A 24,990-nucleotide genomic window follows, 5' to 3' on the forward strand; every position below is an offset into this window, starting at 1 on the left:
AAATACCGATCCCAAAGAGCCATGCTCGTTTAATCCTAACCCTCAAAATGGAGATCCCTATGCCATTTGCGCGCATCGATCTAATCAGAGGAAAATCCACCGCGTATCGCGCCGCCGTGGCCGACATTGTCTACAGTGGCATTGTCGAAGTACTAAAAGCCCCAGATGGCGACCGATTCATTGTCATCAACGAGCACGACCCCGAAAATCTGATCTACGATCCGACATTCCTCGGCTCCAGCCGCTCCGCGGATTTCATCCTGATCCAGGTCACCAGCACCGTCGGCAATGACCAGGCTTCGAAGCGCGACTTCTACCGGTTCGTCGCCGACGAACTCGGGAGCAAGCTGTCCGTTCGCCCGGACGATATTATGATCAACATGGTGTTCGTTGCCCGTGAAGACTGGTCGTTTGGCAAGGGCGAACCTTGGTTATGACTTGTCTTTGTTTTGAATATTCTAGACAAGAGCTGACCGCCGCTTTAGCAACCTGCCCTCGGCAGCTCTGATCCTATCGTCTCGACACGCCAGGGCAGCGATCAGAGGTGAGCCCATTCTCCCTGGGGCTCATCGATGGATGGCTCTTCGACGTGAGCTCGCAGAGACGTATCTTATGCCTTCCAATGGCTCCGTCGCTGTCGCCATCGCGGCGGTCATTCTCACCACATCCCCAGCACTGCGCGAGGCACCGCTGCGTGTTCGCGGCACCATCGATGCGATCAAGCTCGGCCGCTACGTCGGCAGCACCGGACGACAGCCTTGAGTCAGAGCGTAACCCACTCGTGAACCCCGAGAGGCTACACCGCCTCGGCCGTTTTCGTCCACGCGCGAAGGCTTTTCGGCCCCGCGGAACGCATGAGCACATGGCCCTGGGGGAGTGGGATGCAATCGAGACGCGCCCGACAACGGAATTCGGACGCGCCCGGGTATAAAGGTGCTAGGGTTCCACGAGCCGTCATCGCGAAGCGCCGGCTCGGCGCCCCGGAGACCCATCGATGAGCCGTTCCAGACCGGCGGCCGCCTATAGGATCGCTTCGCCGAGACGAGCAGGAACGTCACCGCTGTGACGATGCTTCCGCTGCCCGACGCGCCCGGTTCGACCGCAGCGGGCAGCTTCGCGCGCCGGCTTGCCTGGGGCGTCCGGACCGCCGGATTCCTCGGTATCCTGACCGGATCCGCGGTTCTGTGCGGCTATACCTTCCATCTGCTGGTGCTCACGCGGCTCCTTCCCGACCTGCAGGCGATGTCCGTGCTGACCGCCGGCGGACTCGGCCTGCTTGGCGCCGCGCTCGTGGTCGAGACCTTCGGACGCCGCCGACTGGCACGCGCCATCGGCGGCCTCGTCTCGTTGACGGCATTGGCGGTCCTCGCGAGCTATGCCCTCGCAGGAGGCGACATCATCAACCGCCCCTTGGCGCAGGGACTGTTCGGCTATGACCCGGACCTCGCCGGCCGGACGTCCATCGCGACGGCGGCCGGATTGCTCTTGGTCGCCGCCAGCCTCCAGTTCGACGGACGCCTCGACATTCGGGGCGTGAGCCTCAGCAACGCCTGTGCGGTCATCGGCGCCGGCATCGGCGGCTTGGCGCTCGTCGGCTACGCCTACGGCGTGCAGGACCTCTATGCCCTCAGCCCCTTCAGCACCATGGCCCTGCACACCGCAGCCGGTTTGTTCCTGCTCGGACTCGCCGCCGTGGTCGCGCGTGCCGACCGAGGCTGGGGCGCCGTGATCGCCTCCGACCTCGCGGGCGGTGGCGCGACCCGGCGCCAACTCGGCCTGACGCTGCTCATCCCCGTGGCCGGCGCCGTGCTGCTGCGTACAACCGATGCCCGGCACGTCGGGCCCGGCATGGCGATGGCGCTCCTCGTCTCGCTGACGGTCATCTGCCTGGGCCTGATGGTCCTGCGCGACGGGCGTATCCAGGACGAACTCGACCGGGAGCGCCGGTCCCGCAACGCTGTGCTGTCGCACGCGAGCGCGGAGCTTGAACGCGACCTCGCCATGCGCGCCGCCGCCCTGGATGCGGCGACGCGCGAGCGCATGCAGGCGGAGGACGCCCTGCGTCAGGCCCAGAAGATGGAGGCCATCGGGCAATTGACCGGCGGCGTCGCGCACGACTTCAACAACCTTCTCACCGTGATCCGTTCGTCGAGCGAGCTCCTGCGCCGCCCGAACCTGCCCGAGGACCGGCGACAGCGCTACGTCGAGGCCATCGCCGACACCGCCGCCCGCGCCGCCAAGCTCACGGGACAGCTCCTGGCCTTCGCGCGGCGCCAGGCCCTCAAGCCCGAGGTGTTCGACGTCGGGCAGAGCGTGACCGCCATCGCCGACATGATCGGCTCGCTCACCGGCGCCCGCATCCGGATCACCACCCGGGTACCCGACGAGCCCTGCTTCATCGACGCGGATCCCAGCCAGTTCGACACCGCTATCGTCAACCTGGCGGTGAACGCGCGGGACGCGATGGCGGGAGAGGGGGAGCTGGCGGTCACGGTCGTGACGGGCGTGGCGGAGGGAATTGCGAGCCGCGGCTTCGTGACGGTCGCGATCACGGACACAGGCTGCGGGATCATCCCAGCCGACCTGGAGCGGATCTTCGAGCCGTTCTTCACCACCAAGGGTGTCGGCCACGGCACCGGGCTCGGGCTCAGCCAGGTGTTCGGCTTCGCCAAGCAGTCGGGTGGGGAGATTCGTGTCGCGAGCACAGTCGGCCAGGGCACGACCTTCACGCTGTCCCTGCCGCGCGTGGCGGGGATGAGCCGGGCCGGCGTCGTCGACAGCGAGCCGGAACCGCTGGTGGATGGCCACGGCACAAGCGTGCTCGTGGTGGAGGACAACGTCGACGTCGGCACCTTCGCCACGCAGGCCCTGACCGAGCTCGGCTACGGCACGGTCTGGGCGGCCGACGCCGAGGCGGCGCTCGCCGAACTCGCCCGGAGCGCCGCCCGCTTCGACGTGGTGTTCTCCGACGTCGTGATGCCCGGCATGGACGGGATCGCGCTCGGTCAGGAGATCCGGCGTCTGTACCACGACCTACCGGTGGTACTGACCTCAGGCTACAGCCATGTCCTCGCCCAGAATGGCACCTACGGCTTCGAGCTCCTGCACAAGCCGTACTCCGTGGACCAGCTCTCCCGTGTCCTGCGCAAGGCCGCGACCTGGCGCCGGCGCAAGCGCATGCTGGCCGGCTGATCGGTCGGCACGAATCGGCAACTCCTCCGACTTGCGGCTATCGACCTCGTTCCCCCGGGAGCGGTATTCGCGGGCTGCGGCGGAGGCGGGGCGACGGGCGGGCATGATCGAGCGGAGCGGCCGATGCGCGGCCGACCCTGTCCACAACGCGAACAAGCCCCGGGCGAGGGCCGGCGGAAGGCCGGCAGGGACCTCGAACCGTGCCTTCAGGTAGCCGTGCGCCTTGGCGTGGACGGTCCCTGGGCGTAGCCGGAATCGGCATGCGTCTTCCCCTGGATCGAGAGCATGGCCGCGGTCAGGCGCTGCCGGAGCTCCTGCGCGTCCGCCGGAATGGTTTCGAAGGACGGGTCGAACCGAAGCGGGGCAGGCTGTGTCATGCCCTCAAACGGGGGGCGACTCGCGGATGTTGCCCGACCGGTCGCGAGATGCACGATCGCGAATCCATCGACGGGAAACCTTCCCGCGCGAACTCCATTTCACCGCTGTGACCGATGAGGCCCAGGGCGATGCGCCCCACGCCCTCGTCGTCGATGACGACGCCCTGATCCTGATGGATGCGACCAGCATCCTTGAGGATGCGGGGTTCCGGGTGCTGGAGGCGATGAACGTCGCCCAGGCCGTGGTGGTCCTCGAACGCAATCACGAGGCGGTGCGGCTGCTGTTCACCGACGTGCCCATGCCGGGGGATGGGCACGGCTTCGCGTTGGCCCGGCAGACCGCGGAGCGATGGCCGCACATCGCGGGCGCTTCGGGCGAGGCCTGGACCCGGCGACCTACCCGAGGGGGTGACGTTCATCGGCAAGCCGTTCGGCGCCGCGATCGTCCGGCGCCCTGTCCGTAAGACCTGGCCCGACGCGAAGCACCCCGAGCCCTTGAGGACATGGACGCCGGGCGCCGACGGGTGGGACATCCGCGGCATCCCATCGCTTCCGGGCAGTTTCGTTCCGGGAGCGCTGGGTCCCGAACCTCCGCGAGCATCGGGGTGGCTTGAAGCATCCGCGGTGCTGTCGAGCGCTACGCCGCCCGGGCGGTGACCTTCTCGAAGGTGCCTGTCGCGACCTGCTCTTCGAGCTGCGCCTTGAAGTCCGCGATGCCAAGGACCTGGACGGGATTGCCCGCGTCGTCGAGGAACTCGTAAAGCGCATCCTCGATGTTGCGGTTGCTGAAGAACACGATGGCGTCCTCGTCGCCGCCGCCCTCCGTGTGCGGTTCGCCGTTCGCCACGCCCGAGACGTAGCTGCCCGTCGGACGGATCTCCTTCAGGGACCCGTCCTGTCGATAGAACCTGAGTTCGCCCTGCATGACGAGCGTGACGTAGGGGCTCTTATGGCGATGCAGCATCACGCGTTGGTTCGCGGCGAACTTAAACACGACGTCGACGATGCGGTTCTCCTCGTCGACCTTGTAGACGAAGAAGGCGATGTGCGGCAGCCAGTCGAGGGTCCGCCAAGTGATGTTGGTCTCGTCGAACGTGTGTTCGGACATCTCGTTTCCTTCCGTTCCCCCATCCCGCCTCTCTTGGCGGATGCGCGGTCTTCCGCTGCATCGGATGGTTCGACGTGAGGGCAACGCCCTCCACGACGATTCGGTACGACCCGGTCCGTCCAATTCGTCGTGAGGCGGGCTCGCCGCGCGATCCGGAGCCGCTCCGTGGCCTCACGGTCGTGTCGGCGCCTTCCGTTCCGCGTCGGGATGGTCCGCGCGATGACGGTGCAGATCTCGATCTGCCGGCTGTCTTGGGCCGTGACCTGATCGTCTGGACCGCGGCGCCACGCGAGATCGCGACACGCCGGCTCAAGATCGAGAGCACGGTTAGGGACCTCCGCATCGATGTCGAGGATGCGCTGACGCTTACGGACGGGACTGAGATCTGAGCCCTCGGCTCTTCGGTTTCCGCGTCGAGGGACTTCAAACCAGCCGGACAGCACTGCGTCCATCCCGGCTATGCGGCAGCCGTCAGCGGCATCTCGGAAGCGGACAGCCTGCAAAGGTCGATCAAAAGCCGGTCGATAGGCGAGAACCGAGCGTTCGACGATGCAGGCGGAGCTTCAGCGACGGGCCGATGATGGTGGAGCGGATGTCTCGACGCGGCCGAGGAAGTCGCGGGTGAGCCGGGCGACCTCGTCCGTCGCCTCGTCCAGGGCGAAGTGCCCGGCCTCGAGGATGTGCAGCTCCGCCTTCGGCACGTCGCGCAGGTAGGCTTCCGCGCCCGGCACGATGAAGGAGGGATCGTAGCGGCCCCACAGCACGAGCGTCGGCAGCGGATGGCTACGCATCCAGGCCTGCCAAGCCGAGTAGGCGGCGACGTTGGTGCGGTAGTCGTAGAGCAGCGCCGCCTGAATCTCCCGCTCGCCCGGCCGTGCGAGGATGGCGTACTCGTCCGTCCAGGTGTCGGGATTGTACCGCTCGCTGTTGGGGCTGGTGCCGAGGTGGCGCTGCCTGGCGCTCTCCAGCGCGGTGAAAGCGTCGACCTGCTCGGGATGCGCCGCCGGGTCGGCCCAGTACCGGGCGATGCCCTGCCACTTGGCACCCAGGCCCTCCGCATAGGCGTTGGCGTTCTGGACGATCAGCGCGCTCACCCTTTCGGGATGGGCCAGCGCCATGCGGAAGCCGACCGGGCCGCCGTAATCCTGCATGACCAGCGTGTACCGCTCGATCCCGAGATGGGCAACCAACGCCTCCATGGTCTTGGCGAGGTTGTCGAAGGTGTAGGTGTACTGCGCGGGGGACGGCGCATCGCTCTGGCCGAAGCCCGGGTAGTCGGGGGCGATGAGGTGGTAGCGGTCGGCGAGCAACGGCAGCAGCGGATCCCACTGCCGGGACGACGACGGGTAGCCGTGCAGCAGCAGGACCGTGGGCGCGTCCCGCGGGCCGACCTCGCGGTAGAAGATGCCCACGCCGTTGATCGCGACCCGATGATAGGTCGTCGTAGCCGAGACCGAGGGAAGCGGCTGCGGCGTCCCGTGCCCGACCGTCAGGGCAGTCGCTGCGGCCAGGAGAGTCCGTGTCGGCATGGTCCCGCTCCTTCAGAGGTGAGATGGGATGCTGCGGTCGAGAGAACCAGCGCGGGCGGCCTGGGCCGGCACGATGTGGCGCGCAGCCCCTGCCCACCGGGCCCGTCCTCGCTGGAGGGCCTGGATATGCTTTCGGCTCAGGCACTCAGGAAGCCGGCGATAGCCCCCGCGATGGTCGCTGCATGGGTCTCCAGGGCGAAGTGCCCCGTATCGAGGAAACGCACCTGCGCATCCGGCAGGTCGCGCCGGAACGCCTCCGCCCCGGCGGGCAGGAAGAAGGGATCGTTCCTCCCCCAGATCGCCAGCAGCTTCGGCCGGTGTTCCCGGAAATAGGCCTGGAAGGCGGGGTAGAGCGCCACGTTGCTGGCATAGTCGCCGAACAGGTCGAGCTGGATCTCGTCGACCTCGGGCCGCTGGATGTACCACGCGTCGAGGGCACTCCCGTCGGGCGAGACCAGCGACGTATCCGGCACGCCGTGCTCGTATTGCCAGCGGATCGAGGCCGGGGTGAGCAACTCGCGCAGCGCCTGGCGGTTGGCGTCGCTCGGGTCCCGCCAGTAGCGCTGGATCGGGTTCCAGCCCGCGCTCAGCCCCTCCTCGTAGGCGTTGCCGTTCTGCGAGATGATGGCCGTCACCCGCTCCGGATGCGCCAGGGCCACCCGGAAGCCGGTTGGGGCGCCGTAGTCGAAGACGTAGAGCGCGTAGGTGTCGAGCCCGATCACCTCGGTGAAGCGGCCGATCACTTTCGCCAGCGCATCGAAGCTGTAGGTGAAGGCGTCGCGCGGCTTGATCTCCGACAGGCCAAAACCCGGCAGGTCGGGGGCAACGAGGTGGAACCGGTCCGCCAGGAGCGGGATCAGGTCGCGGAACATGTGGCCGGACGAGGGGAAGCCATGCAGCAGCAGAAGCGCCGGCTTCGCGGGGTCTCCGGCCTCCCGGTAGAAGATCGTGAAGCCGTCGACATCGGCGGTGCGGTAACGGATCTGGGCCATGGGACTCTCCGTGAGATCGGGTGCTGACCGCTCAGGCCTGCGCCGCCATGCTCCGCGCCACGTCGGCGGCGCTGATGCCCTCCAGGGCCAGGCCGTAGCCGGTGCCCTCCTCGACGAGCCGGCGCAGGCGCTGCGTGAGCGCGATCCGGGTGTAGCGGCCGGTGAGCGGCGGCAGAGCGGCGATGCCGTCCGCGATCTCGTGCGCCCGCGCCAGCAACTGGTCCCGCGGCACGATCTCGTTAACCGCGCCCCAATCCTTGGCGGTCTGCGCGTCCAGCACCTGCCGCGTCAGCAGGAAGTACCGGCCGCGGATCGAGCCGATCACTTCGGGCCACAGGATGTGCACGCCGTCGCCCGGCACGATGCCGAACTCGAAGTGGGGCTTGTCCTGGAACACCGTCTCGGGTGTCGCCAGCACGATGTCGGTGAGCAGCGCGTACTCGCTGTGCAGCAGGACCGGGCCGTTCAGCGCGGCGATCATCGGCACCTCGATGTCGAGGATGTTGCCGAGCACCTTGCGACCCTCCCGCAGGATCTTGTCGTAGCCCTGCGGCGTGAAGAAGTCGAAGCCCTCGGGGCTGATCGCGTCCATGAACGCGTCGCCCGCCCCGGTCAGGATCACCACCCGGTTGTCGCGGTCCTCGCCGATGGCGTGGAACAGGTCGACGAACTGCTCGTGGGTGTGCCCGTTGAAGACGAGCTTGCCGCCCTCGGTGTGGAGCATGACCTCCAGAACGCCGTTCGGCTTGCGGGTCAGGCGGGCGTTGGGGAAGGCGTCGCGGTAGGTCTCGAAACGGGCCATCGGTGCTGTCCTCGTGCTGGCCGGCCCCGTTCGGTCGGCGTGGGGACGAGTTAGCCAGTTCCGGCCGGCGACGGACGATGGCCCGAGGCGATAAGGCTTATGCCGGCGCGGAATGGGCCGCCCGGTTTTCGGCCAGGACCGCCTCGACGAAGCCGGCGAAGAGCCGCGCCTTGGCACTGGCCATGCGGCCGGTGGGGAAGACCGCCCAGAGGTCGATCGTCGGCAGTGTCCAGGGCTCCAGCAGGCGCCGCACCGCGCCGCTCGCCAGTTCGGGGGCGAACATCCAGTCCGACGTGACGGTGAGGCCGATATCAGCCAGGACCGCGGCCCGCAGGCCCTCGGCCGCGCTCACCCGCACGCGGCCGTGCACCGCGACCGAGACCTCGGCGCCGTCCCGGGTGAAGGACCAGGCATCGGGCTGCTGGCTGTAGATCACCGCCTCGTGCCCGGCGAGGTCCGCGGGACTGCGCGGCTCGCCCGCGCGGGCGAGATAGCCGGGGCTGGCGAGGACCGAGCGGCTGCCCGTTGCGATCTTGCGCGCGACGGCGGCCGAATCCGGCAGGGCGCCCATGCGCAGCGACAGGTCGATCCCCTCGCTGACGAGGTCGATCACCCGGTCGTCGAGGATGATCTCGATGTCGAGGTCCGGGTGCTCGGCGAGGAAGCGCGGCAGCATCGGCACCACGTGGAGCCGCGCGAAGGTGGTCGCCGCCGAGACGCGCAGCCGCCCCGAGAGCCCGGCGCCCGCGCCGCGGGCGGCGCGCTCGGCCTCGTCCGCCTCGGTGATGGCGGCCTGTGCCCGCTCGTAGAAGCGCAGGCCCGCCTCCGTGGGGCTCAGGCCGTGGGTGGAGCGGACGAGCAGGCTGACCTGCAGCCGGTTCTCCAGCTGCGCGATCGTCTTGGAGACGGCCGGCTGGCCGACGTGCAGGAGCCGCGCGGCGCCCGAGAAGGAGCCGGCCTCCACGACCCGCACGAAGGTGGCCATCGCCTGATACCGGTCCACGCCATTCCTCCCTGGAATGAGCGTTATCGCCTCGTGCTGCCTGCCCTGTCCATCGGGAGGGGCGCATCACTCCGGCCGTCGTCACCGCATTGCCGCGATGATGTCTCGGGACACCGCGCCATGACCCTGCAATCCAAGCTCGACGCGTTCAAAGCCGATTTCGAGGCGGGCAAGCCCCCCTACAACGTCCCGCCCTCGGTGATCCGGACGATGCACCGGGCTACCGCGGAGCTGATCGCCTCCGGCGCCGCCACCCGCGCCCTGAAAGCCGGCGACCGGGCGCCGAGCTTCACGCTCACCGATCCGGAGGGGCAGCGCATCTCCTCCGCGGCCCTGCTGAAACGCGGGCCGCTCGTGATCAGCTTCTACCGCGGCGTGTGGTGCCCCTACTGCAACCTGGAGCTCCAGGCGCTTCAGGGGACGGTACCGCTTTTCGAGAGCCTCGGGGCGGGCCTCATCGCCATCTCGCCGCAGACGGCGGCCAACAGCCGGAAGTCGGTCCGCCAGAACGCGCTCGGTTTCCCGATCCTGTCGGACCCGCACAATGCTGTCGCGGCGGCGTTCGGCCTGCGCTTCGCGCTGCCCGATGACCTGGTCGAGCTCTACCGGGGCCTGAAGAACGACCTGCCGGCGTTCAACGGCGACCCGAGCTGGACCCTGCCGATGCCGGGACGCTTCGTCGTCGGACAGGATGGCGTGATCCGCTACGCCGAGGTGAACCCGGACTACACCCGCCGCCCCGAGCCCGCGGACATGCTTCCGGCGCTCCGCCGCACTGCCTCCGTTCCCGCCTGATCGGACACGGCTTCCCGGCCGCGCAATCTCAAGGAGATCCAGGATGTCCCGAACCTTTCTCGTGACCGGTGCCAGCAAGGGCATCGGGCTGGCCCTCGCCCACCACCTCGCCGGCGCGGGCCACCACGTCGTCGGCCTCGCGCGCGGCGGCCTCGACGGCTTCCCCGGCACGCTCGTGACGGTCGACCTCGCCGACGGTGCGGCGACCGACGCGGTCCTCGTCGAACTTACCGGACGCTTCGCCTTCGACGGAGTGGTCAACAATGTCGGCCTCGTCCGGCCGCAGCGGCTCGGGGCGGTCGAGATCCCCGCGCTCGACGAGGTCCTGCGCGTCAACCTCCATCCGGCGCTTCAGGCCGTGCAGGCGACGCTGCCCGGCATGCGCCGGCGCGGCTGGGGCCGGGTCGTCAACATTGCCAGCCTGACTGTCCTCGGCAGCGTCGAACGCACGGCCTACGCGGCCGCGAAGGCCGCGCTCGTCAGCTTCACCCGCTCTTGGGCGCTCGAACTCACCACGACCGGGATCACCGTCAACGCGGTCGCGCCGGGGCCGACCAAGACCGAGCTGTTCCGGGCCAACAACCCGCCGGGCAGCGTGGGCGAGACGCGCTACCGCGCCGGGGTGCCGATGGGCCGCTTCGGCCGGCCGGAGGAGATCGCCGCCGCCATCGCGTTCCTGATGTCGGACGGGGCGGCGTTCATGACGGGGCAGACCCTCTACGTCGATGGCGGCGCCTCGATCGGCCGGGCGGCGCTGTAGCACCGGGACGCCGCTCAGCGCGTCCCGGGGGCATCGAGATCGTTGTCGCCGCCGAGCAGCTGCAGGCACCATTCGGTGAAGGCACGGACCTTGGCGGTTCGATGGAGCGCGAGGAAGCGCGCCAGTTCCCGTGACAGGACCCAGCGCGAGAAGAACGGATCGACGTTCACCCTCAGGCGGCCTCGCACCGCCTGAGCGCTGCCCGCAGCATCCAGTGCTGCGTCCTCGATCCCGTCGAGATGTGGACCGGCTCGCTCCCAGAACCGCAGTCCCTCGTCGGTGAGCCGCAAGGTCCACTGCTACTCCAGTTGCTCGACCCACGGCCGGCAAGGCAAGACCAGCTGCACCGGCCGATCGATCCGGATGGAAACCCTCGACGCGTTGGTCACAGACCACCCCGTGGCTGAGCTGTTGCACCCTGACCGGCTGCGGGCGAGGTTCGCCTCGCTGTGGTCGGTGCGGGCGGAAAAGGCGATCCAGGTCGACGGGCGGGTGGCGGCACTGCGCCGTGAGAGCGCCGGGGCTGAGGAGAAGCTGAAGCGCCTGTACCGAATGATCGAGGAAGGGATGACCGATCTCGACGACAACCTGAGGGACCGTCTTGCAGCACTGAAACGGGAGCGGGACCGCGCCGAAGCGGCGCTCGACCGGATCCACGTCAACGCGCGTCCGCCGGCGGAAAACGCTCCGGAGCTCATCGAACGAGTCGGCTGTCTGATGCGCGAGGCCGTGACGACGGGAGAGATCCCGTTCCGGAAGGGTCGGCTTCAGGCGATCGTCGACCCGGCCGAGGTCGGGGCGGATGTCATCCGCATCGTCGGCGGAAAGACAGCCCTGGAAACGGCCAGCCTTGACGCAGGCTCAGCAGCGACACCCGATGTTCGCAGTTCTGTAGAAAATGGCGCACCCGACACGATTCGAACGTGTGACCTTTGCCTTCGGAGGGCAACGCTTACATGTTTCCCAGTGATTGCCTGAGATAGCTAGACGCTGATAACATACGCAGATATATAATTCTTTAAAGCGCTGACGTTAGCGGACGATTGCTGTCATATTCCCGAGTAAGCGGGTTTATGGTGACACTGCGGTGACACTGATCGGAAGCGCAGAGGTCCAGCATGGCGAAGCTGACAAAGAAGGTGGTCGACGCCGCAACCCCGCGGGAGGTCAAGTACTACGTCTGGTGCAGCGAGCTGCCTGGCTTCGGCCTCCGCGTGTTCCCCAGCGGCCGGCGGGTCTACTACGCTGATTATCGGACTAAGGCAGGCACACGGCGACGTATGTCTCTCGGGGCTCATGGCAAACTCACGACCGAAGAAGCCCGTAAGCTCGCAATCGTGACGCTTGGCGATGTGATCCGCGGCGAGGATCCAGCGGAGGAGCGCGACACGGCGTGGCTCGATGACGGTGTCCGAACTGTGCGACGCCTACCTCGTTGCGACTGAGAAAGGCCACATAATAGGGAAGGGGGGCCAAGCGAAGAAGTCTTCGACACTCTATACCGACAAGGGCCGGATAGAGCGGCACATCAAGCCGCTACTGGACCGACGTTTGGTCGCCGATCTGACGCCGCAAGACATCCGGCGCTTCGTGTACGACGTCCAAGGCGGCAAGACAGCCGACGTGGTCAAGACAGGCTTTCGGGGCAAGGCGGTGGTCGAAGGCGGCTCCGGCACCGCGACGCGGACCACGGGCCTCCTGGGCGGAATTCTGACTTATGCCGTCACCCAGCGCGTCATCACGTTGAATCCGGCCACGGGGGTGAGGCGACCTAGGCAAGAAGCCGAAGCGTCGCCTGACACTGGATGAGTACGCCGCGCTCGGCAGCACGCTCGTTGCGGCGGAGGAGGGCGCCCTCGAGCGCTGGCAGGCCGTAGCCGGCGTCCGGCTCCTGGCGCTCACCGGCTGCAGGCTCGGCGAGATCATGAAACTGCGCTGGACTGAGGTTGACCGCGCGGAGCCATGCCTGCGGCTGGAGGATACGAAGGAGGGCGCGTCCGTCCGCTCAGCAAGGCCGTCCTTCTGATCCTCGATGGCCTCCCACGGGACCCTAGCTCGGCCTATGTTCTGCCGACGGTACGGGGAGGGCAGGGGCCGTTTGCCAGCTTGGACGACGCGCTGGAGCGCATTGCGATCCGAGCCAGGCTAGAGGGAGTCACGGCGCACACCCTTCGCCATGCGTTCGCCTCAACGGCTGGCGATCTCGGCTACAGCGACTCGACGATCGGCGCGATGCTGGGTCATGCTGGTCATGGCATCACGTCGCGGTACATCCACCACCTCGACGCGGTTCTGCTCGCCGCAGCGGACCGAGTCGCGATGCAGATCGCTGGAGCGATGAGCGGCCCCTCACCAAAGTTGGGTCTCAAGGAAACGAGCTCTTGATCGCACATCCGATCTGCATCGCTTCCAGTCGAGATGCGAGCGGAATTGCGCGAGGCCGAGCGAGCCGTGATGATATGGCCGCCCGGCCGGTGCAGTAGATGCTTTGGGCTCGACGCGACCGATGAAGAGCATGGACCGCTTCGAGGCGTATTGGGAACGTCTCTTGCAGTCTGATCCGACGCCACGCCGGCAAGCCGCGTTCGGAGTTCGAAACCATGCTGCGACGAACCTTTCTCAGCGGCGCGGCGGCGGCCGGCACCCTGCCGTTCCTGCCGCCGCGCCCCGTGCACGCGCAGGGCAGCCGCGCCACCGTGCTGCGCTTCGTCCCGCAATCCGACCTGACCATCGTCGATCCGGTGACCACTACCGCTTACATCACCCGCCATCATGCCTTGATGGTGTTCGACCAGCTCTATGGGCTCGACGCGCAGCTCAAGCCGCAGCCGCAGATGGTCGAGGGCCACACTGTCGCGGATGACGGCCGGCTCTGGGGCTTCCGGCTTCGCGAGGGGCTGAAATTCCACGATGGCGAGCCGGTCCGAGGCCGCGACTGCATCGCGTCGATCCGGCGCTGGGCCCAGCGCGACAGCCTCGGCCAAGCGTTGATGGCCCGCACCGACGCCATGAGCGCGCCGGACGACCGCAGCTTCGTCATCCGGCTAAACCGGCCCTACGGGTTGATGCTCGAGACATTGGCTAAGCTCGGCCCGCCCGCCCTGGTGATCATGCCGGAGCGCCTCGCCGGCACCGATCCTGCGCAGCAGATCCCGGAGGTGATCGGGTCTGGACCGTTCCGGTTCAACACCAAGGAACGGCTGGTTGGTGCCCGGGTCGTCTACGACCGCAATCCGGATTACCGGCCGCGGGAGGACGGCGTCGTCTCCTGGGCCGCGGGGCCGAAGCGGGTCCATTTCGAGCGGGTCGAGTGGCAGGTGATGCCCGATCCCGGCACCGCCGCCGCGGCACTTCAGAACGGCGAGGTCGATTGGTGGGAGAACCCGATTAACGACCTGTTGCCAACGCTCCAGGGCAGCCCGCAGATCGTGACGCAACTCGCCGGCCGATTGGGCAATCTCGGCACCGCGGTGATGAACCACCTCTACCCGCCCTTCGACAAGCCGGCGGTCCGGCGGGTGCTACTCGAAGCTCTGTCGCAGGAAGACTTCATGGCCGCGGCGGGGGGCGATGACCCGAAGCTCTGGCGCACCGGCGTTGGCATCTTCACCCCGGAAACGCCGATGGCCAGCGAGGCGGGCCTCGACGTGCTGACGCGCAAGCGCGACCTAGCGCGCTCCAAGAAGGATCTGATCGCGGCGGGCTACAAGGGCGAGCGCGTGGTGCTGATGTCGGCAAGCGACAATCCCGTGTTGGGTGCGCTGGGCGCGGTGATGAACGATCTCCTCAAGCGCCTCGGCATGAACGTCCAATACGCCGTGTCGGATTGGGGGACCCTTGTGAGCCGCCGCGCCAGCAAGGCGCCCCCGGACCAGGGCGGCTGGAACATCTTCAATACCACCTGGACTGGGCTCGACATGACCAACCCGGTTGCCGAGCAGGTCCTGCGCTGCGGCGGCCAGAAGGGCTTCTTCGGCTGGCCCGATATCCCGCAGATCGAAGCCCTGCGCGAGGCCTGGATCGAGGCACCCGACGATGCCGCTCGCCAGAGGATCGCTCGCGATCTGCAGGGGGCGGCCATGACGCAGGTGCCGTTCTTGCCCACGGGGCAATACTTTTACCGGACCGCCTACCGGCGAGAGATCCGCGATATCGTCCAGGATCAGTTTGTTTTTTGGAACGCTCGCCGGGAAGGCTGATCCGGGTGTGGTGCCTCGAAGAGTGCGCGAGGGCTTTACCGGAAGCGTGATGGACGGGGCAGGGGAGCCGCGATAGCCCCCGGCATGGCGAAAGAAATCCCAAGCGTCGGCGACCTGCGCCGCAGGGCCGAAATCACGGACGACGAGATCCAGGCTGCAACGGATGCCTTCCTCAAGGACGAGGGCGCCAAGCCGTTCGCGTTCAGTCCGGCCACCGGATCGACGTGGCCAACGCGATCGAGATGCACCCGTAGGCCAAGATGCTCCTGGCTAACAAGGCCACCACACCGGGCCTGCGCCGGACCATGATCATGACCGGGGTCGTCGAAAGATTTCCGATCGAAGGCTGAGCGGTTCCGTTCCCTGTTGGCCGCTGCTCAGATCAGCCATCTGGATCCGGCCCACGATCATGGCAGCTGCCCGAGTTGCATAGGGATAGGCCGACTGCTCAGAGGAGATGCCGTCCGAGGACGAGATGATCCAGCGGAAACACCCCCCGTACAAAGGACAAGGCTTCACCGCGAGCCTATAGGTACGGGACAAGGCGTCGGTCTCATTGATCCGGCAGAGCGGTAGATGGTGGAAGGACTCCGACAGGAGCCCTCCCGATACTGAAGGTGAGCGTCTCACATGCGGTGCATCATCCGCTTCTTCATCATGTGACGGCGCATCATCCGCTTATGCATCATGCGCTTCTTCATCATCATTCGGTCGCCGTGCATCATACGGACCTGGGTGATGCCGGATTGGTCGGTCTGCATCCCGCTCGGGGTCATCGGGGTAGCCGAGGCGGAACCGGCGAAAGCGAAGCCGCCAAGCAGGACCGAAGCGGCAAGGGTAAGTTTCATCTTGTTCATATAAAATCTCCTATTATGAACGGACTTGGCGCCCGGACTAGCCACTAAAACAAGTACTATGTCTTTATGTTCCCATCAAATATCTATTATTTTATTCAGAATAATATAAAGCACAAGGATATGTACCGCGAAACAGACGTTTCACGCGGCACCCACGTTTGGGCGTCAACGTCCGTTACGGAACAGGTCCGACCAAAGTTTCAGGGAGAGCGGCGTCGGCATGAGACGCCGATTGGCACCCATCTCGGTGGGGTGCTTTCCCAGCAGATCACCTGAGCGAAACACCACCGGACCCGTGGCGAATGATGAAGCCATGCTGACCGTCGATAAGCGGCTGACGCGCGTGGTCCTGCGCGAGATTGCCAGTCTGCCCGGCGACATCGAGACCTCCGACGACGGCCACGCAGCCACTCTGGAGGAGATGGCTACCCTCGACTTCGCGGCTTACATTTTCGACACGCCGACGCGCGATCCCAACGGCTGGATGGGGGAGTTCGCCAGTCGCGTTTCCTTCTCCAAGGCGGTGCTCGGCGCCCGACGAGAAACCTCCTTGCGGATCGCGGTCTGGACGTCGGCCAAGGCGTCTCCGATCCACCGCATCAGCTTGCCGGCTTCGTTGAAAACCGGGTCGGCGCTGCGAGCGGAGTCCAGACAGCAGCGAGGTCCCCAGGTGTAAGCATCGGCCAGAGCTTCGACGTTCTCGGCCATGTCTTGTATCGCCCGCAGATCGCTGAGCGAGGCAGACGCGAGGTCGAGCATGGCGACGAGTCTGTGAGCATGCGCCGGCTCCTCGACGACTTCCGGCTCCGGCTCCGGCTCCGGCTCCGGCTCCGGCTCGGCGCTTGGTCGCGCCCCCCTCCTGGCCCAGCACCGCAGACGATGCCGCCACCATGTACCGGGCGCAGGCCAGGCTCAGCAGCTTGCCCCAGCCTTCGAACGTCCCCTGTGCAGCGTCGAGCGCCTTGAACATGCTTGCGGGCGTGCCGGCATCGCGCTCGCCGCCCTTCTGGATGAAAGCGACCAGTTCGGGCTTGCTCATGCGCAGCGTGCGATCGGCGATGTGCATGCTGATGGCGTGGTGGGCGATGCTGGCCGTTCAAGACGATCGAGAACGGCGACTCTGCTGAGACCGCGGCCTTTGCCCGCGAGCTGCTGGCGGTCGCCGAGGCTGATCGCATGAGGGAACTATGCCTCGCCGAGGCCCTCAGAGCCCGCACCCAGGCCGGGCCCGAAGTCCGCTGACGGCGGCTCCCTACCCCTCCGTAGCCGTGCGTCCCGCCCCGGCCGGATCCCGCCGGGCCTCCCCTTCATCGCGACCCGAGACCATCACCATGGGCGATGTCCTGACCTTCACCCCACGTCCGAAACCGGCCGATCCAGATTTGGAGCCGCTGACCGGGCCCGCGCTCCGCGCCAGCCTGGAGGAAGCGGCACAGATCGCCCTCGATGCGGGGGATCGGATTATCGCCGTGCTCGACCACATGGACGGGGATCCCGACCTTGAGGACAGCGCCGACGACGAACCGTCCCTGGCCGCTCCTGAGAACCAGGGATCACAGGTTACTTGGCTTCGTGGAACGGATCAGGACTGCGAGGCCGGAGCGCCCGAGATCGCGATCCCCGAGACCCGCATCGAGGCCCCGCCCGCGACGGCGTCCGCGCTCGCGGCCGACCTATCCGCCATCAGCATCGAGCCAGTGCGATGGGGTGGCCGGGGCAACGTCGTCTCGCTGGCGGGCGTGGCTGTCCTGGACCTGTCCGCCGCGGCCGGTGACGCTCTCCTGGCTCTGGCAAAGCGCCGCTGATGTTAACGGCCATCCCGAACCATTCCCGGCACGCCGCGGCCGCCGAGCGCCTGTCCTGGCCCGACACGGCCCGGTTCGTGATCCCGCTGCTGCGGGTGTGCTGGCTGAGCCGGCGTCTTGAAGTGGGCACCGCCGCGTAGGGCGGGAGAGCCTCGACAAGCCTGCCCAGCGCTGCTCGCTACGGCTCGCCGTCGGGTGGAGGCGCACGACGCGGTCAACGCTCTGCTTGAATGGCTTAGAAGCAGCGGAAGACGATGCCTAAGCCAGTCAGCGGCATCGTCCGGAGCGAGACAAGACCAGGCCGCCTAGCAAGCTGCGCCTTGATCGTGTAGGGCCCAGACCTGCCCGCGGCTCGCGGCTCGCGGCCCGCCGCCGTCGCCCGGCGGCCCGTCATAGCGGCGACCGCCGGACTGGAGGCTGTTAGAGAGCTAACCCATGATGTCCGCCTTGCGTCATCTGTTCGGCCTGTCCGGTGGCGGACGACGCAATTTGGCAGTCGCGCACGGCAGCGCTTCTGACGGCACACCCACAGTCGAGCCCGTGGTCGCCTTGGCGGCGACATTCCGGCCGACCAGCTTCAATTTTGTCGGGCCTGCCGGCAGTCACCATCTATCCGCTAGCGAGCTGCAGGACTTGGCCGAGCGCGCCGCCGTCTTGTTCCGTCAGACCCTAAAGGGCCGACGCATTGGCTTGGTCTTCCGCTCCGAGCCAAGCTTGATCGCCGCCTGGCTCGGTTTGGTGTCTGCCGGCTTCGAGCCGCTGATCCTGCAGTACCCGACGGAGAAGCAAAACCGCGCGGTCTGGACGCTCTCAATCAGCAATTCGGTTCAAATCGCCGCCCTCGATCAAATCATATGCGCCCCCGAAATCACCGAACTGCTATCCGGACTCCCGGCAGCACCCGTCGTCGCGTTCACGCTGAAGGATTTGGCGCACGTTGCCCCCGCCGAGCGGTTCGCGTTCCGCGCGGAAGCGATCATCCAGCTGTCCTCGGGCACGACTGGTCACCGCAAGGCGATTGCCTTCACACAGGCTCAGGTCGCCCGGCATCTCAGCGACTACAACGCCGCAATGTGCCTTGGACCGGGCGATGTCTGCGTATCGTGGCTGCCGCTCTACCACGACATGGGGTTTGTGGCCTGCTTCTTGATGCCGATGCTACTCGGCCTGCCGGTTGTGATGATCGACCCGATCGACTGGGTCCGTCAGCCCGGCCTCCTCTTCGAGGCCATCGCCGCGCATCAGGGCACGTACTGCTACATGCCGAATTTCGGCTTCGAGATCATGGCCAAGCAGCGCGTCGGCCTTTCAGGAGCGGGCCTGTCCACGATGCGGCGCTGGGCGTCGTGCTCGGAGCCGGTCTACGCTGACACAGCCCGCCGCTTCCTATCAGCTCACGCCATCCCGGCGGAGCATTTCTCAGCCTGCTACGCCATGGCCGAGAACGTGTTCGCGGTGACGCAGTCGGACGGGCTGGTGGTAGTCGAGACCGACGGGGTCGAGCAGGTCTCGTGCGGCACACCGATCCCCGGGGTCGAGCTCGAATTGCGCGACGGGCAAATCTTCGTGCGGAGCGCGACGGCGGTCCAAGCCTATCTCGGCGGCGCGCAGGTCGCGGACGAACGGGGCTTCTACCCGACCGGCGACCTTGGCTACGTCACCGCCGACGGATTGGTGGTGACGGGTCGCTCTGGCGATGTCCTGAATATCGCCGGCAAGAAGTATATGCTCAACGACCTGGATTACGCCGTTAACCAAGCATTCCCGGCGGCGCGGGGTCGTGCGGCGGCACTCGCGAGCTTCAATCCGCGATTGGGCACAGAGCAACTCCTAGTCCTGGCTGAAAACGAGGATTTCTTTCTCCGAGACGATGCGGCGGCGGTGGCTGCTTCCGTGGCGGAGCGCACGGGCGTTGAGGCGGTGGACGTACACTACGTGCCGCCGGGCTTCATCACGAAGACGTCCTCGGGCAAGATCAATCGCAAGAAGACGGCTGCCGACTGGATCGCAGCGCGGGCCTTTCAGGCGACTGGGGCAAGCCGCGGCGGGGATGGGCGTCCCCTGGCGGCGGTGATCGCCGAGCTTTTTCCCAAGGCACCGCGGGACGTTCCGCTGAAGGAATCCTTGGATTCACTCGGACTCACCGTCGTGAGCATGCTCCTGGAGGAGCGTGGCTTGGCCCTGACCGATGGCTTGACCGTAGCAGATGTCGAGGCCGCCGATCGCACCGCGCGCACCGAGGCAGAGACTGTCGAAACGGAGCAACAAATCCGGGTCTTCAATTTGGGCGATGTAATGGCGTTCCAGCGGCTTACGCCCAGCTATTTTGAAGATTTATCTGAGCAACTCGGTGTGCGTGTTACTTACGAACAATTCTGTGCTCCGCCGTCTGCTGTTTTACTGAATGATCTTATATTTCATGATTATTTCATGGTCCGCGATCCACGTGGAGTTTCAGCTTACGATCAGTTCAGAAGTGTCGCGAGCATGATAAAATCTGCTAGCGTTTTAATGCTAGATGATTATTCGGAGTATTACAGAGTTTCGCACCAATTTGTGCCGGCATTCAGTCATAATTTTGTCCGGGATCCCGCCGCGGATCAGTTAGCTTGGCGTTATCAGCGCTATACATGGGATCATCACCTGCATCCGATACGTGTGCTCAAGCCCGAAGAGGTCTCAACTGATACCGAAGCATCAATCCGACGTTTGGCTGCCTATCTGAGAGCTCCGGTCTTCCGAGTGGCTTTTCAGGAGACGGCGGGTCGCCGCAGCTCGGAATGGGAGCATGTCGTGGGTCAATACAAAGCAGATTGTGATATCTACATTGACGATGAAATTGATTTCGACCAACCCGGTATCATGGCATCTTTCGCGCGTTACCTACGTGAAAATAAAAATAAACTTGTCAAAAAGGCTGATCAGGGCGGCGTTCGATACGTTATGGAGCATTTCCATTTTTGCTCTAATTTGATCAACAAAGATAAAATTTCCGATCTCATTGATCGGCACGAAAAGTTTTTAATCTATGGTCCAAATTCAAGTCTTATATATATCAGAAACGAAATTGAGAGGAGGGGAAAATATTACAAGCAGATCATGAATTGGCAGACCGAAGGGGAGCCATTCGTGCATGAATTCGATTGCGTAGTCGAAACAGGCAGCTGGACTCCGACAGCACTGGGAACGTCGGTGCCGATCTACCAGCTGTTCTGGGCTGGTTATACGGAGGTCCAAAATAAATTTCAGAAGGACGCGGTTTGGTTTTACGAGCGACCACCTGTAGCTCTGTAATACTGCCCGAGGTCGTTCAGGCAAAAGTTCACCGACTTGGCAGCCGATATGAGAGAGCGTGCTCCGATGTAAGCCCGCCCGAAGAGGTTAAGGTCGTCTTGCCACCGACCGTCACCGCGTTCAGGACCTATCAACCGGATGATCCTGGCGAGCGCCGCATCTTCCCTGCTGCGGGGTTGGTTAGCCCGCCGTGGCCCATCGGCCTTTCACCAAGTCGCGGTAGAACGAACCGACTCGATAGGCTGCTTGCCGCCATGGCTTGAGGCGCCTTCGACTCTGCTGCGGCGCCCTTCGGTCAAGCACCAAGCGATCAAATATTTAGTTATCATTCAGCGATCGCAGGTCGTACCATTTCGTTAGAAGTTCATACGTGTGCCGTCCGAATAGCTCAAAATCGGCGTGCTCGCGGTTCGCGGCCTCCGACGTGATGTCGGGGCCTCTAACACCCGCCGCGAATGGCGGATGCGACTCGAGGAGCACAATGTCGTGCCCGACCTTTTCGAGCTCGCTCATCGCCACCTCAACGTTGACTTAACCGTGCGGTCCGGCCGACATGGACCGTTCCGGCATGCTCACCTCTAGATGTTTGATCCCAGGGTTTGATGGTGCATTCTTCACGCTGGAGTGGAGGGACGCGCTATGGGCCAAGTTCTTCACGGCAGCGCCACCACGACGGAGGCAGTCCGTCGAGCGATCCAGCATAGTCAAGCGAGCCTAAGGGCGCTCTCGAAGCGCTACGGGATCAACCAGAAGACGGTCGCCAAGTGGCGGCAGCGGACCTCGGTCGCCGACCAGCGCACGGGTCCGAAGGATCCCCGCTCGACGGTGCTGTCACAGGAGGACGAGGCGGTCGTCGTCGCCTTTCGCCGTCATACGCTCCTGCCGTTGGACGACTGCCTCTACGCGCTTCAGGCGACGATCCCGCACTTGACCCGTTCGTCGCTGCATCGCTGCCTGCAGCGCCACGGCATCAGCCGACTGCCGGAGGTCGACGGTGGCAAGCCCAAGCGGTCACGCTTCAAGGCCTACCCGCTCGGCTACTTCCACATCGATCTGGCCGAGGTTCACACAGCCGAAGGGCGGCTTTACCTGCTCGTCGCCATCGACCGCACGACCAAGTTCGCCTTCGTTGAGCTTCACGAAAAGGCCACGCGGCGGGTCGCAGGTGACTTCCTCCGCCATCTCATCGAGGCCGTGCCTTACAAGGTGCACACGGTGCTCACCGACAACGGCACCCACTTCACCACGCCCGGCAACGTCGCCTCGGCCGCCTCCATCATCAAGGAGGCGATTGCAGCCGGCGAGACCTTCCGGGCCCACAGCTTCGAACTTGCCTGCGCCCGCAACGATATCGACCATCGGCTGACCAAACCGCGCCATCCCTGGACTAACGGTCAGGTCGAGCGAATGAACCGTACGATCAAGGACGCGACGGTCAAGCGCTACCACTACGACAGCCATGGGCAACTCCGTGCGCACTTGGCCGACTTCGTCAGCGCCTACAACTTCGCCCGCCGCCTCAAGACCCTGCGCGGCCTCACGCCCTACGAAGCCATCTGCAAGGCATGGTCGGCCGAGCCCAGCCGCTTCAGGTCAGACCCGCTCCACCAAATGCCGGGACCAAACATCTAGGTGCCAGGATGTCGCCGGCCTCGGTGATGATCCAGGGCTTGGCACCCTCTGCGTCGATCGCCTCGGCTGCTGCAGCGAGCGCCGCGCGCAAGGTCGAGAAGCTGGGGGCGTCCGCGGCATGGGCCGGCTCATGGCCAGGCCACACGGTGAGTTCGGCAGGCTTGTCGAAGTCGGACAGCGTCATCGGTTCGCTAGGGTTCGTGGCGGGGCAGGGCTTATGCCGCGGGGCTGAGGTCGCTGGTACAGGGTCAGACGCTTGTGATCCGGGGGGCGGCTATGCGTGGGTCCGCATTGCCAGGAGGGTCAGGCGGTCCTCGGTCCCGGCCGAGGAACACGCACCTCTACCATCTGTCCGGTGAGCGGATTGAGGATCTGCATGGCTGCGTATCTCCAGTGGTTGTGCCGGTAGAACGTCGTCACATCGCGGTAGGATCGAGGCGATCCGAGCAATTGCGCGGAGTTGGTGAGCCGTTCGTTTACTCTGCTGCCACGGCGGTCAGGGGGCAGTTGAAGACGCTCTACGCGTAGGGCCCGCCGAACAGGTCGCCTAGCGCCTTCCGCCTGAACAGCGTGCGCCAGCGCCTTCGCTGATGCTCCGGCCGGTCGTGGATCATGTGGCACCGCTGGCAGAAAGCCGAGAGGTTGGCATCGGCGTTGTTCGAGGTGTCATGGTCTCGATGGGCGGCGGCCAGGACCACCCGGGTTCGGCGGGCACGGCCGGGGATGTCAGCTTCCGCAGTGATCCGGATCCGGCGCCCCAAGCCATCGCGCCCATTGACCGGCGTCCGCGTCCCACCAGCGCCCGTCGCCGAGGTGGTAGACCATCCCGCCCATGCGGCCGTCCGCAGCCCTCACAGCAGCCCTTTGCCCGACCAAAGCGGATCGCCAGCGACAGCTCGCGCCAGTCGATCGGATAGAAAAAGCGGTGCTCGGGCCGGATCGGCATGAGGGGGCTGAATACCCGATGGCGGGCCAATCCTGTGGCAGGGCGGCGGATCGCTTCTGTAGCATTTCGGCAACAGCCACGGGCCAAAGTCACGGGGTGTCGCAACCAAACCACCGCCGAGATGTTACGCCGCCTGGTCGTGCACATCGCACTGTATTTCGACCGTGCAACGGATGTTCATGGATGGTTTACTATACCGTCTCACGTCATCAGCCGGCAGTGTGTCCGTAAAACTACAGCCATTTCATCGACGGACCGGTAGCCTTATCGTCAGATCGAAATTTGGACCTTACGTTATGACCAAGCTCCTGACCTCGCTGGCCGCGTTCACCGCCCTGACGGCCGCCGCCTCGGCCGCCGACCTGCCCCGCCGCGCCGCCCCGCCGCCGGTGTTCACCCCGGTGCCGGTGTTCACCTGGACGGGCGCCTATTTCGGTATCAACGCCGGCTACGCGTTCGATGCCAGCAGCCGCAGCAACAACAACTCCACCTTCGGCGTCCCGGCCCCCTATGCCACCGCCGGCACCACCGCCACCTTCGGCAACCGCAGCCAGGACGGCTTCTCCGGCGGCGCCCAGATCGGCTACAACTACCAGTTCACCCCGGGCTCGGGCGTGGTCGTCGGCATCGAGGCCGATGCCCAGTACCTCGACTTCGGCCGCAGCCGGAACAACGCCTTCATCAACGGCGCCCTCGCCCCCGGCTACTACGTCACCGACCCGCGCGGCCTGTCGAGCCTCGACTACTTCGGCACCGTGCGCGGCCGCCTCGGCTACGCCTTCGACCGCACCCTCGTGTACGGCACCGGCGGCTTCGCCTACGGCTCGGGCAGCGCCGACCGCTCCTTCGGCGGCTATGCCGGCAACGACAGCTTCCGCACCGGCTACGCGGTCGGCGGCGGCGTCGAGTACGCGCTCCCCACCGACTCGTTCCTGAACTTCTTCCGCTCCTCGGCCGTGACGCTCAAGGTCGAAGGCCTGTACGTCAACCTCGACCGCAACACCCGCAACCAGGGTGCGTTCGTCATCAACGCCGCCAGCAACTTCCCCGCCGTCTACAGCAGCGGCATCGGCCGCCGCTCCGACGAGTTCGCCGTCGTCCGCGCCGGCCTGAACTACAAGTTCGGCTCGTACTGAGATCCGGTCGCGCTGCTCCCGGCATCCGTGCCGGGAGATGCGATGGCGGGCGAGGGGTAGTTGGTCCTCCTCACCGCCCCTCATCGCCGAAGAGCAGCCGATCGGCTGACCTTCGCATCCCCAGCTCGATCAAACTGGCCGCGAGGTCGGCGACACCCTGGGAGCACCCGCTCCCGGGGTGTTTCTTCGTTCTGGGATTAGGCGCGGAGAGGTTCAGCCGATCGCCCAGAACAGCGGCAGGGCGCCAGCCAAGAACAGGGCCGAGGACAGGAGCACGGCCAAGCGCTCGCGGTGATAGTGGATGAAGGCGTGGGAACTGGCGAACATGGCGATGCCGGATCGGGGAAGGCATCTCACGCTCGCCTCTGAACCTTGACCAATCAGAGGTATCCGACGTCGTCCACAGATGCTCGTCGATGCGTGTCACCACCGAGCCACATGCGACTGGATGTGCTCAGGCGCACCCCGCGAAGGCGGGGCTGGGCGTATCCGTTTCGTCGTGGCCATCATTGCCCCCTCAGGCGGCCCGACCAGCGGCGCAGTGACCTCAAGGTTGCTGCGCC

General features: G+C 65.8%; 25 protein-coding genes, 1 tRNA gene and 2 pseudogenes. 17 read left to right on the forward strand and 11 right to left on the reverse strand.

The genetic code is table 11. From position 1 onward, the window contains the following. The first annotated feature begins 59 nt into the window (after positions 1-59). The 3 genes and pseudogenes from AC3IF1_RS15600 to AC3IF1_RS15610 all read left to right on the forward strand — a co-directional run. Positions 60-437 carry a tautomerase family protein gene (locus tag AC3IF1_RS15600; RefSeq protein WP_489218331.1) on the forward strand — a complete coding sequence of 126 codons (378 nt, stop codon included), beginning with the start codon at positions 60-62 and terminating at the stop codon, positions 435-437. A gap of 175 nt (positions 438-612) precedes the next feature. Continuing rightward, positions 613-762, forward strand: a complete 150-nt coding sequence (locus AC3IF1_RS15605) for a hypothetical protein (protein ID WP_489218332.1) — start codon at positions 613-615, stop codon at positions 760-762. Positions 763-2,046: 1,284 nt separating this feature from the next. Next, positions 2,047-3,192: pseudogene (locus tag AC3IF1_RS15610) on the forward strand (ATP-binding protein); the annotation flags it as partial. Positions 3,193-3,398: 206 nt separating this feature from the next. On the opposite strand, the gene AC3IF1_RS15615 reads toward AC3IF1_RS15610, so the two are convergent. Next, on the reverse strand, positions 3,399-3,569 hold the full coding sequence (locus AC3IF1_RS15615) for a hypothetical protein (protein WP_489218334.1): 171 nt from the start codon (positions 3,567-3,569) through the stop codon (positions 3,399-3,401). A gap of 26 nt (positions 3,570-3,595) precedes the next feature. Between AC3IF1_RS15615 and AC3IF1_RS15620 the strand changes: the two genes are divergently transcribed. Then, a complete protein-coding gene (locus AC3IF1_RS15620) occupies positions 3,596-4,033 on the forward strand; it encodes a response regulator (RefSeq protein WP_489218335.1) in 438 nt (145 codons plus the stop codon). A 173-nt stretch (positions 4,034-4,206) separates the two neighbouring features. Here the strand turns inward: AC3IF1_RS15620 and AC3IF1_RS15625 are convergent, their stop codons facing one another. Next, positions 4,207-4,677, reverse strand: a complete 471-nt coding sequence (locus AC3IF1_RS15625) for a cupin domain-containing protein (RefSeq protein ID WP_243966038.1) — start codon at positions 4,675-4,677, stop codon at positions 4,207-4,209. 74 nt (positions 4,678-4,751) lie between these two features. On the opposite strand from AC3IF1_RS15625, the gene AC3IF1_RS15630 reads away from it, so the two are divergent. Beyond that, entirely contained in the window at positions 4,752-5,066 is a 315-nt protein-coding gene (locus AC3IF1_RS15630) for a hypothetical protein (protein WP_489218336.1), read from the forward strand. Between the two features lie 174 nt (positions 5,067-5,240). Here AC3IF1_RS15630 and AC3IF1_RS15635 read toward each other — a convergent pair whose 3' ends face one another. The 4 genes from AC3IF1_RS15635 to AC3IF1_RS15650 all read right to left on the reverse strand — a co-directional run bounded on the left by AC3IF1_RS15635 (position 5,241) and on the right by AC3IF1_RS15650 (position 9,003). Then, positions 5,241-6,206, reverse strand: coding sequence for an alpha/beta fold hydrolase (locus AC3IF1_RS15635; protein ID WP_489218337.1), 966 nt, complete (start codon positions 6,204-6,206; stop codon positions 5,241-5,243). A gap of 137 nt (positions 6,207-6,343) precedes the next feature. After that, positions 6,344-7,198 (reverse strand): alpha/beta fold hydrolase, encoded by an 855-nt coding sequence (locus AC3IF1_RS15640; RefSeq protein ID WP_489218338.1) that lies wholly within the window; start codon positions 7,196-7,198, stop codon positions 6,344-6,346. Between the two features lie 31 nt (positions 7,199-7,229). Next, positions 7,230-8,000, reverse strand: a complete 771-nt coding sequence (locus AC3IF1_RS15645; RefSeq protein ID WP_489218339.1) for an enoyl-CoA hydratase/isomerase family protein — start codon at positions 7,998-8,000, stop codon at positions 7,230-7,232. A gap of 97 nt (positions 8,001-8,097) precedes the next feature. Continuing rightward, entirely contained in the window at positions 8,098-9,003 is a 906-nt protein-coding gene (locus AC3IF1_RS15650; protein ID WP_489218340.1) for a LysR family transcriptional regulator, read from the reverse strand. A gap of 120 nt (positions 9,004-9,123) precedes the next feature. On the opposite strand from AC3IF1_RS15650, the gene AC3IF1_RS15655 reads away from it, so the two are divergent. Continuing rightward, entirely contained in the window at positions 9,124-9,798 is a 675-nt protein-coding gene (locus tag AC3IF1_RS15655) for a peroxiredoxin-like family protein (protein ID WP_489218341.1), read from the forward strand. Between the two features lie 43 nt (positions 9,799-9,841). Beyond that, positions 9,842-10,558: an SDR family oxidoreductase gene (locus AC3IF1_RS15660; protein WP_489218342.1), complete on the forward strand. Its 717-nt coding sequence runs from the start codon at positions 9,842-9,844 to the stop codon at positions 10,556-10,558. A 14-nt stretch (positions 10,559-10,572) separates the two neighbouring features. On the opposite strand, the gene AC3IF1_RS15665 is transcribed toward AC3IF1_RS15660, so the two are convergent. Together AC3IF1_RS15665 and AC3IF1_RS15670 are read right to left on the reverse strand one after the other, a co-directional pair. Beyond that, a complete protein-coding gene (locus AC3IF1_RS15665) occupies positions 10,573-10,848 on the reverse strand; it encodes a hypothetical protein (protein WP_489218343.1) in 276 nt (91 codons plus the stop codon). A 609-nt stretch (positions 10,849-11,457) separates the two neighbouring features. After that, positions 11,458-11,549, reverse strand: a tRNA-Arg gene (locus AC3IF1_RS15670). Positions 11,550-11,676: 127 nt separating this feature from the next. Here AC3IF1_RS15670 and AC3IF1_RS15675 point away from each other — a divergent pair. The 4 genes from AC3IF1_RS15675 (at position 11,677) to AC3IF1_RS15690 (ending at position 14,757) form a co-directional block, all read left to right on the forward strand. Beyond that, complete coding sequence (locus tag AC3IF1_RS15675; protein WP_489218344.1) at positions 11,677-12,003, forward strand: Arm DNA-binding domain-containing protein; 327 nt, start codon at positions 11,677-11,679, stop codon at positions 12,001-12,003. Next, positions 11,960-12,367, forward strand: coding sequence for a tyrosine-type recombinase/integrase (locus tag AC3IF1_RS15680; protein ID WP_489218345.1), 408 nt, complete (start codon positions 11,960-11,962; stop codon positions 12,365-12,367). Before AC3IF1_RS15675 ends, AC3IF1_RS15680 begins: the two co-directional genes overlap by 44 nt. A 153-nt stretch (positions 12,368-12,520) precedes the next feature. Further along, positions 12,521-12,943 carry a tyrosine-type recombinase/integrase gene (locus AC3IF1_RS15685; RefSeq protein ID WP_489218346.1) on the forward strand — a complete coding sequence of 141 codons (423 nt, stop codon included), beginning with the start codon at positions 12,521-12,523 and terminating at the stop codon, positions 12,941-12,943. 215 nt (positions 12,944-13,158) lie between these two features. Further along, positions 13,159-14,757, forward strand: coding sequence for an ABC transporter substrate-binding protein (locus tag AC3IF1_RS15690; RefSeq protein WP_489218347.1), 1,599 nt, complete (start codon positions 13,159-13,161; stop codon positions 14,755-14,757). A gap of 626 nt (positions 14,758-15,383) precedes the next feature. Here the strand turns inward: AC3IF1_RS15690 and AC3IF1_RS15695 are convergent. After that, on the reverse strand, positions 15,384-15,614 hold the full coding sequence (locus AC3IF1_RS15695) for a hypothetical protein (RefSeq protein WP_243966013.1): 231 nt from the start codon (positions 15,612-15,614) through the stop codon (positions 15,384-15,386). 313 nt (positions 15,615-15,927) lie between these two features. Between AC3IF1_RS15695 and AC3IF1_RS15700 the strand changes: the two genes are divergently transcribed. From AC3IF1_RS15700 to AC3IF1_RS15720, 5 genes are all read left to right on the forward strand, one after another. After that, positions 15,928-16,290, forward strand: a complete 363-nt coding sequence (locus AC3IF1_RS15700) for a hypothetical protein (RefSeq protein WP_489218348.1) — start codon at positions 15,928-15,930, stop codon at positions 16,288-16,290. 655 nt (positions 16,291-16,945) lie between these two features. After that, positions 16,946-17,419, forward strand: a complete 474-nt coding sequence (locus AC3IF1_RS15705; RefSeq protein ID WP_489218349.1) for a hypothetical protein — start codon at positions 16,946-16,948, stop codon at positions 17,417-17,419. Continuing rightward, entirely contained in the window at positions 17,419-17,559 is a 141-nt protein-coding gene (locus AC3IF1_RS15710; RefSeq protein WP_243966000.1) for a hypothetical protein, read from the forward strand. The genes AC3IF1_RS15705 and AC3IF1_RS15710 overlap by 1 nt, the downstream gene beginning before the upstream one ends. A 295-nt stretch (positions 17,560-17,854) precedes the next feature. Further along, positions 17,855-20,713 carry an AMP-binding protein gene (locus AC3IF1_RS15715; RefSeq protein ID WP_489218350.1) on the forward strand — a complete coding sequence of 953 codons (2,859 nt, stop codon included), beginning with the start codon at positions 17,855-17,857 and terminating at the stop codon, positions 20,711-20,713. 639 nt (positions 20,714-21,352) lie between these two features. Further along, entirely contained in the window at positions 21,353-22,345 is a 993-nt protein-coding gene (locus tag AC3IF1_RS15720; RefSeq protein ID WP_243973422.1) for an IS481 family transposase, read from the forward strand. Here the strand turns inward: AC3IF1_RS15720 and AC3IF1_RS15725 are convergent. Further along, positions 22,302-22,529 (reverse strand): hypothetical protein, encoded by a 228-nt coding sequence (locus AC3IF1_RS15725; protein ID WP_489218351.1) that lies wholly within the window; start codon positions 22,527-22,529, stop codon positions 22,302-22,304. The genes AC3IF1_RS15720 and AC3IF1_RS15725 overlap by 44 nt on opposite strands. Positions 22,530-22,863: 334 nt before the next feature. Then, a pseudogene (locus AC3IF1_RS15730) lies at positions 22,864-23,291 on the reverse strand (hypothetical protein). A gap of 296 nt (positions 23,292-23,587) precedes the next feature. Here AC3IF1_RS15730 and AC3IF1_RS15735 point away from each other — a divergent pair. Then, entirely contained in the window at positions 23,588-24,427 is an 840-nt protein-coding gene (locus AC3IF1_RS15735; protein WP_489218352.1) for an outer membrane protein, read from the forward strand. The last annotated feature ends 563 nt before the right edge of the window (positions 24,428-24,990 follow it).

The sequence above is a fragment of the Methylobacterium sp. E-012 genome, from assembly GCF_057836545.1.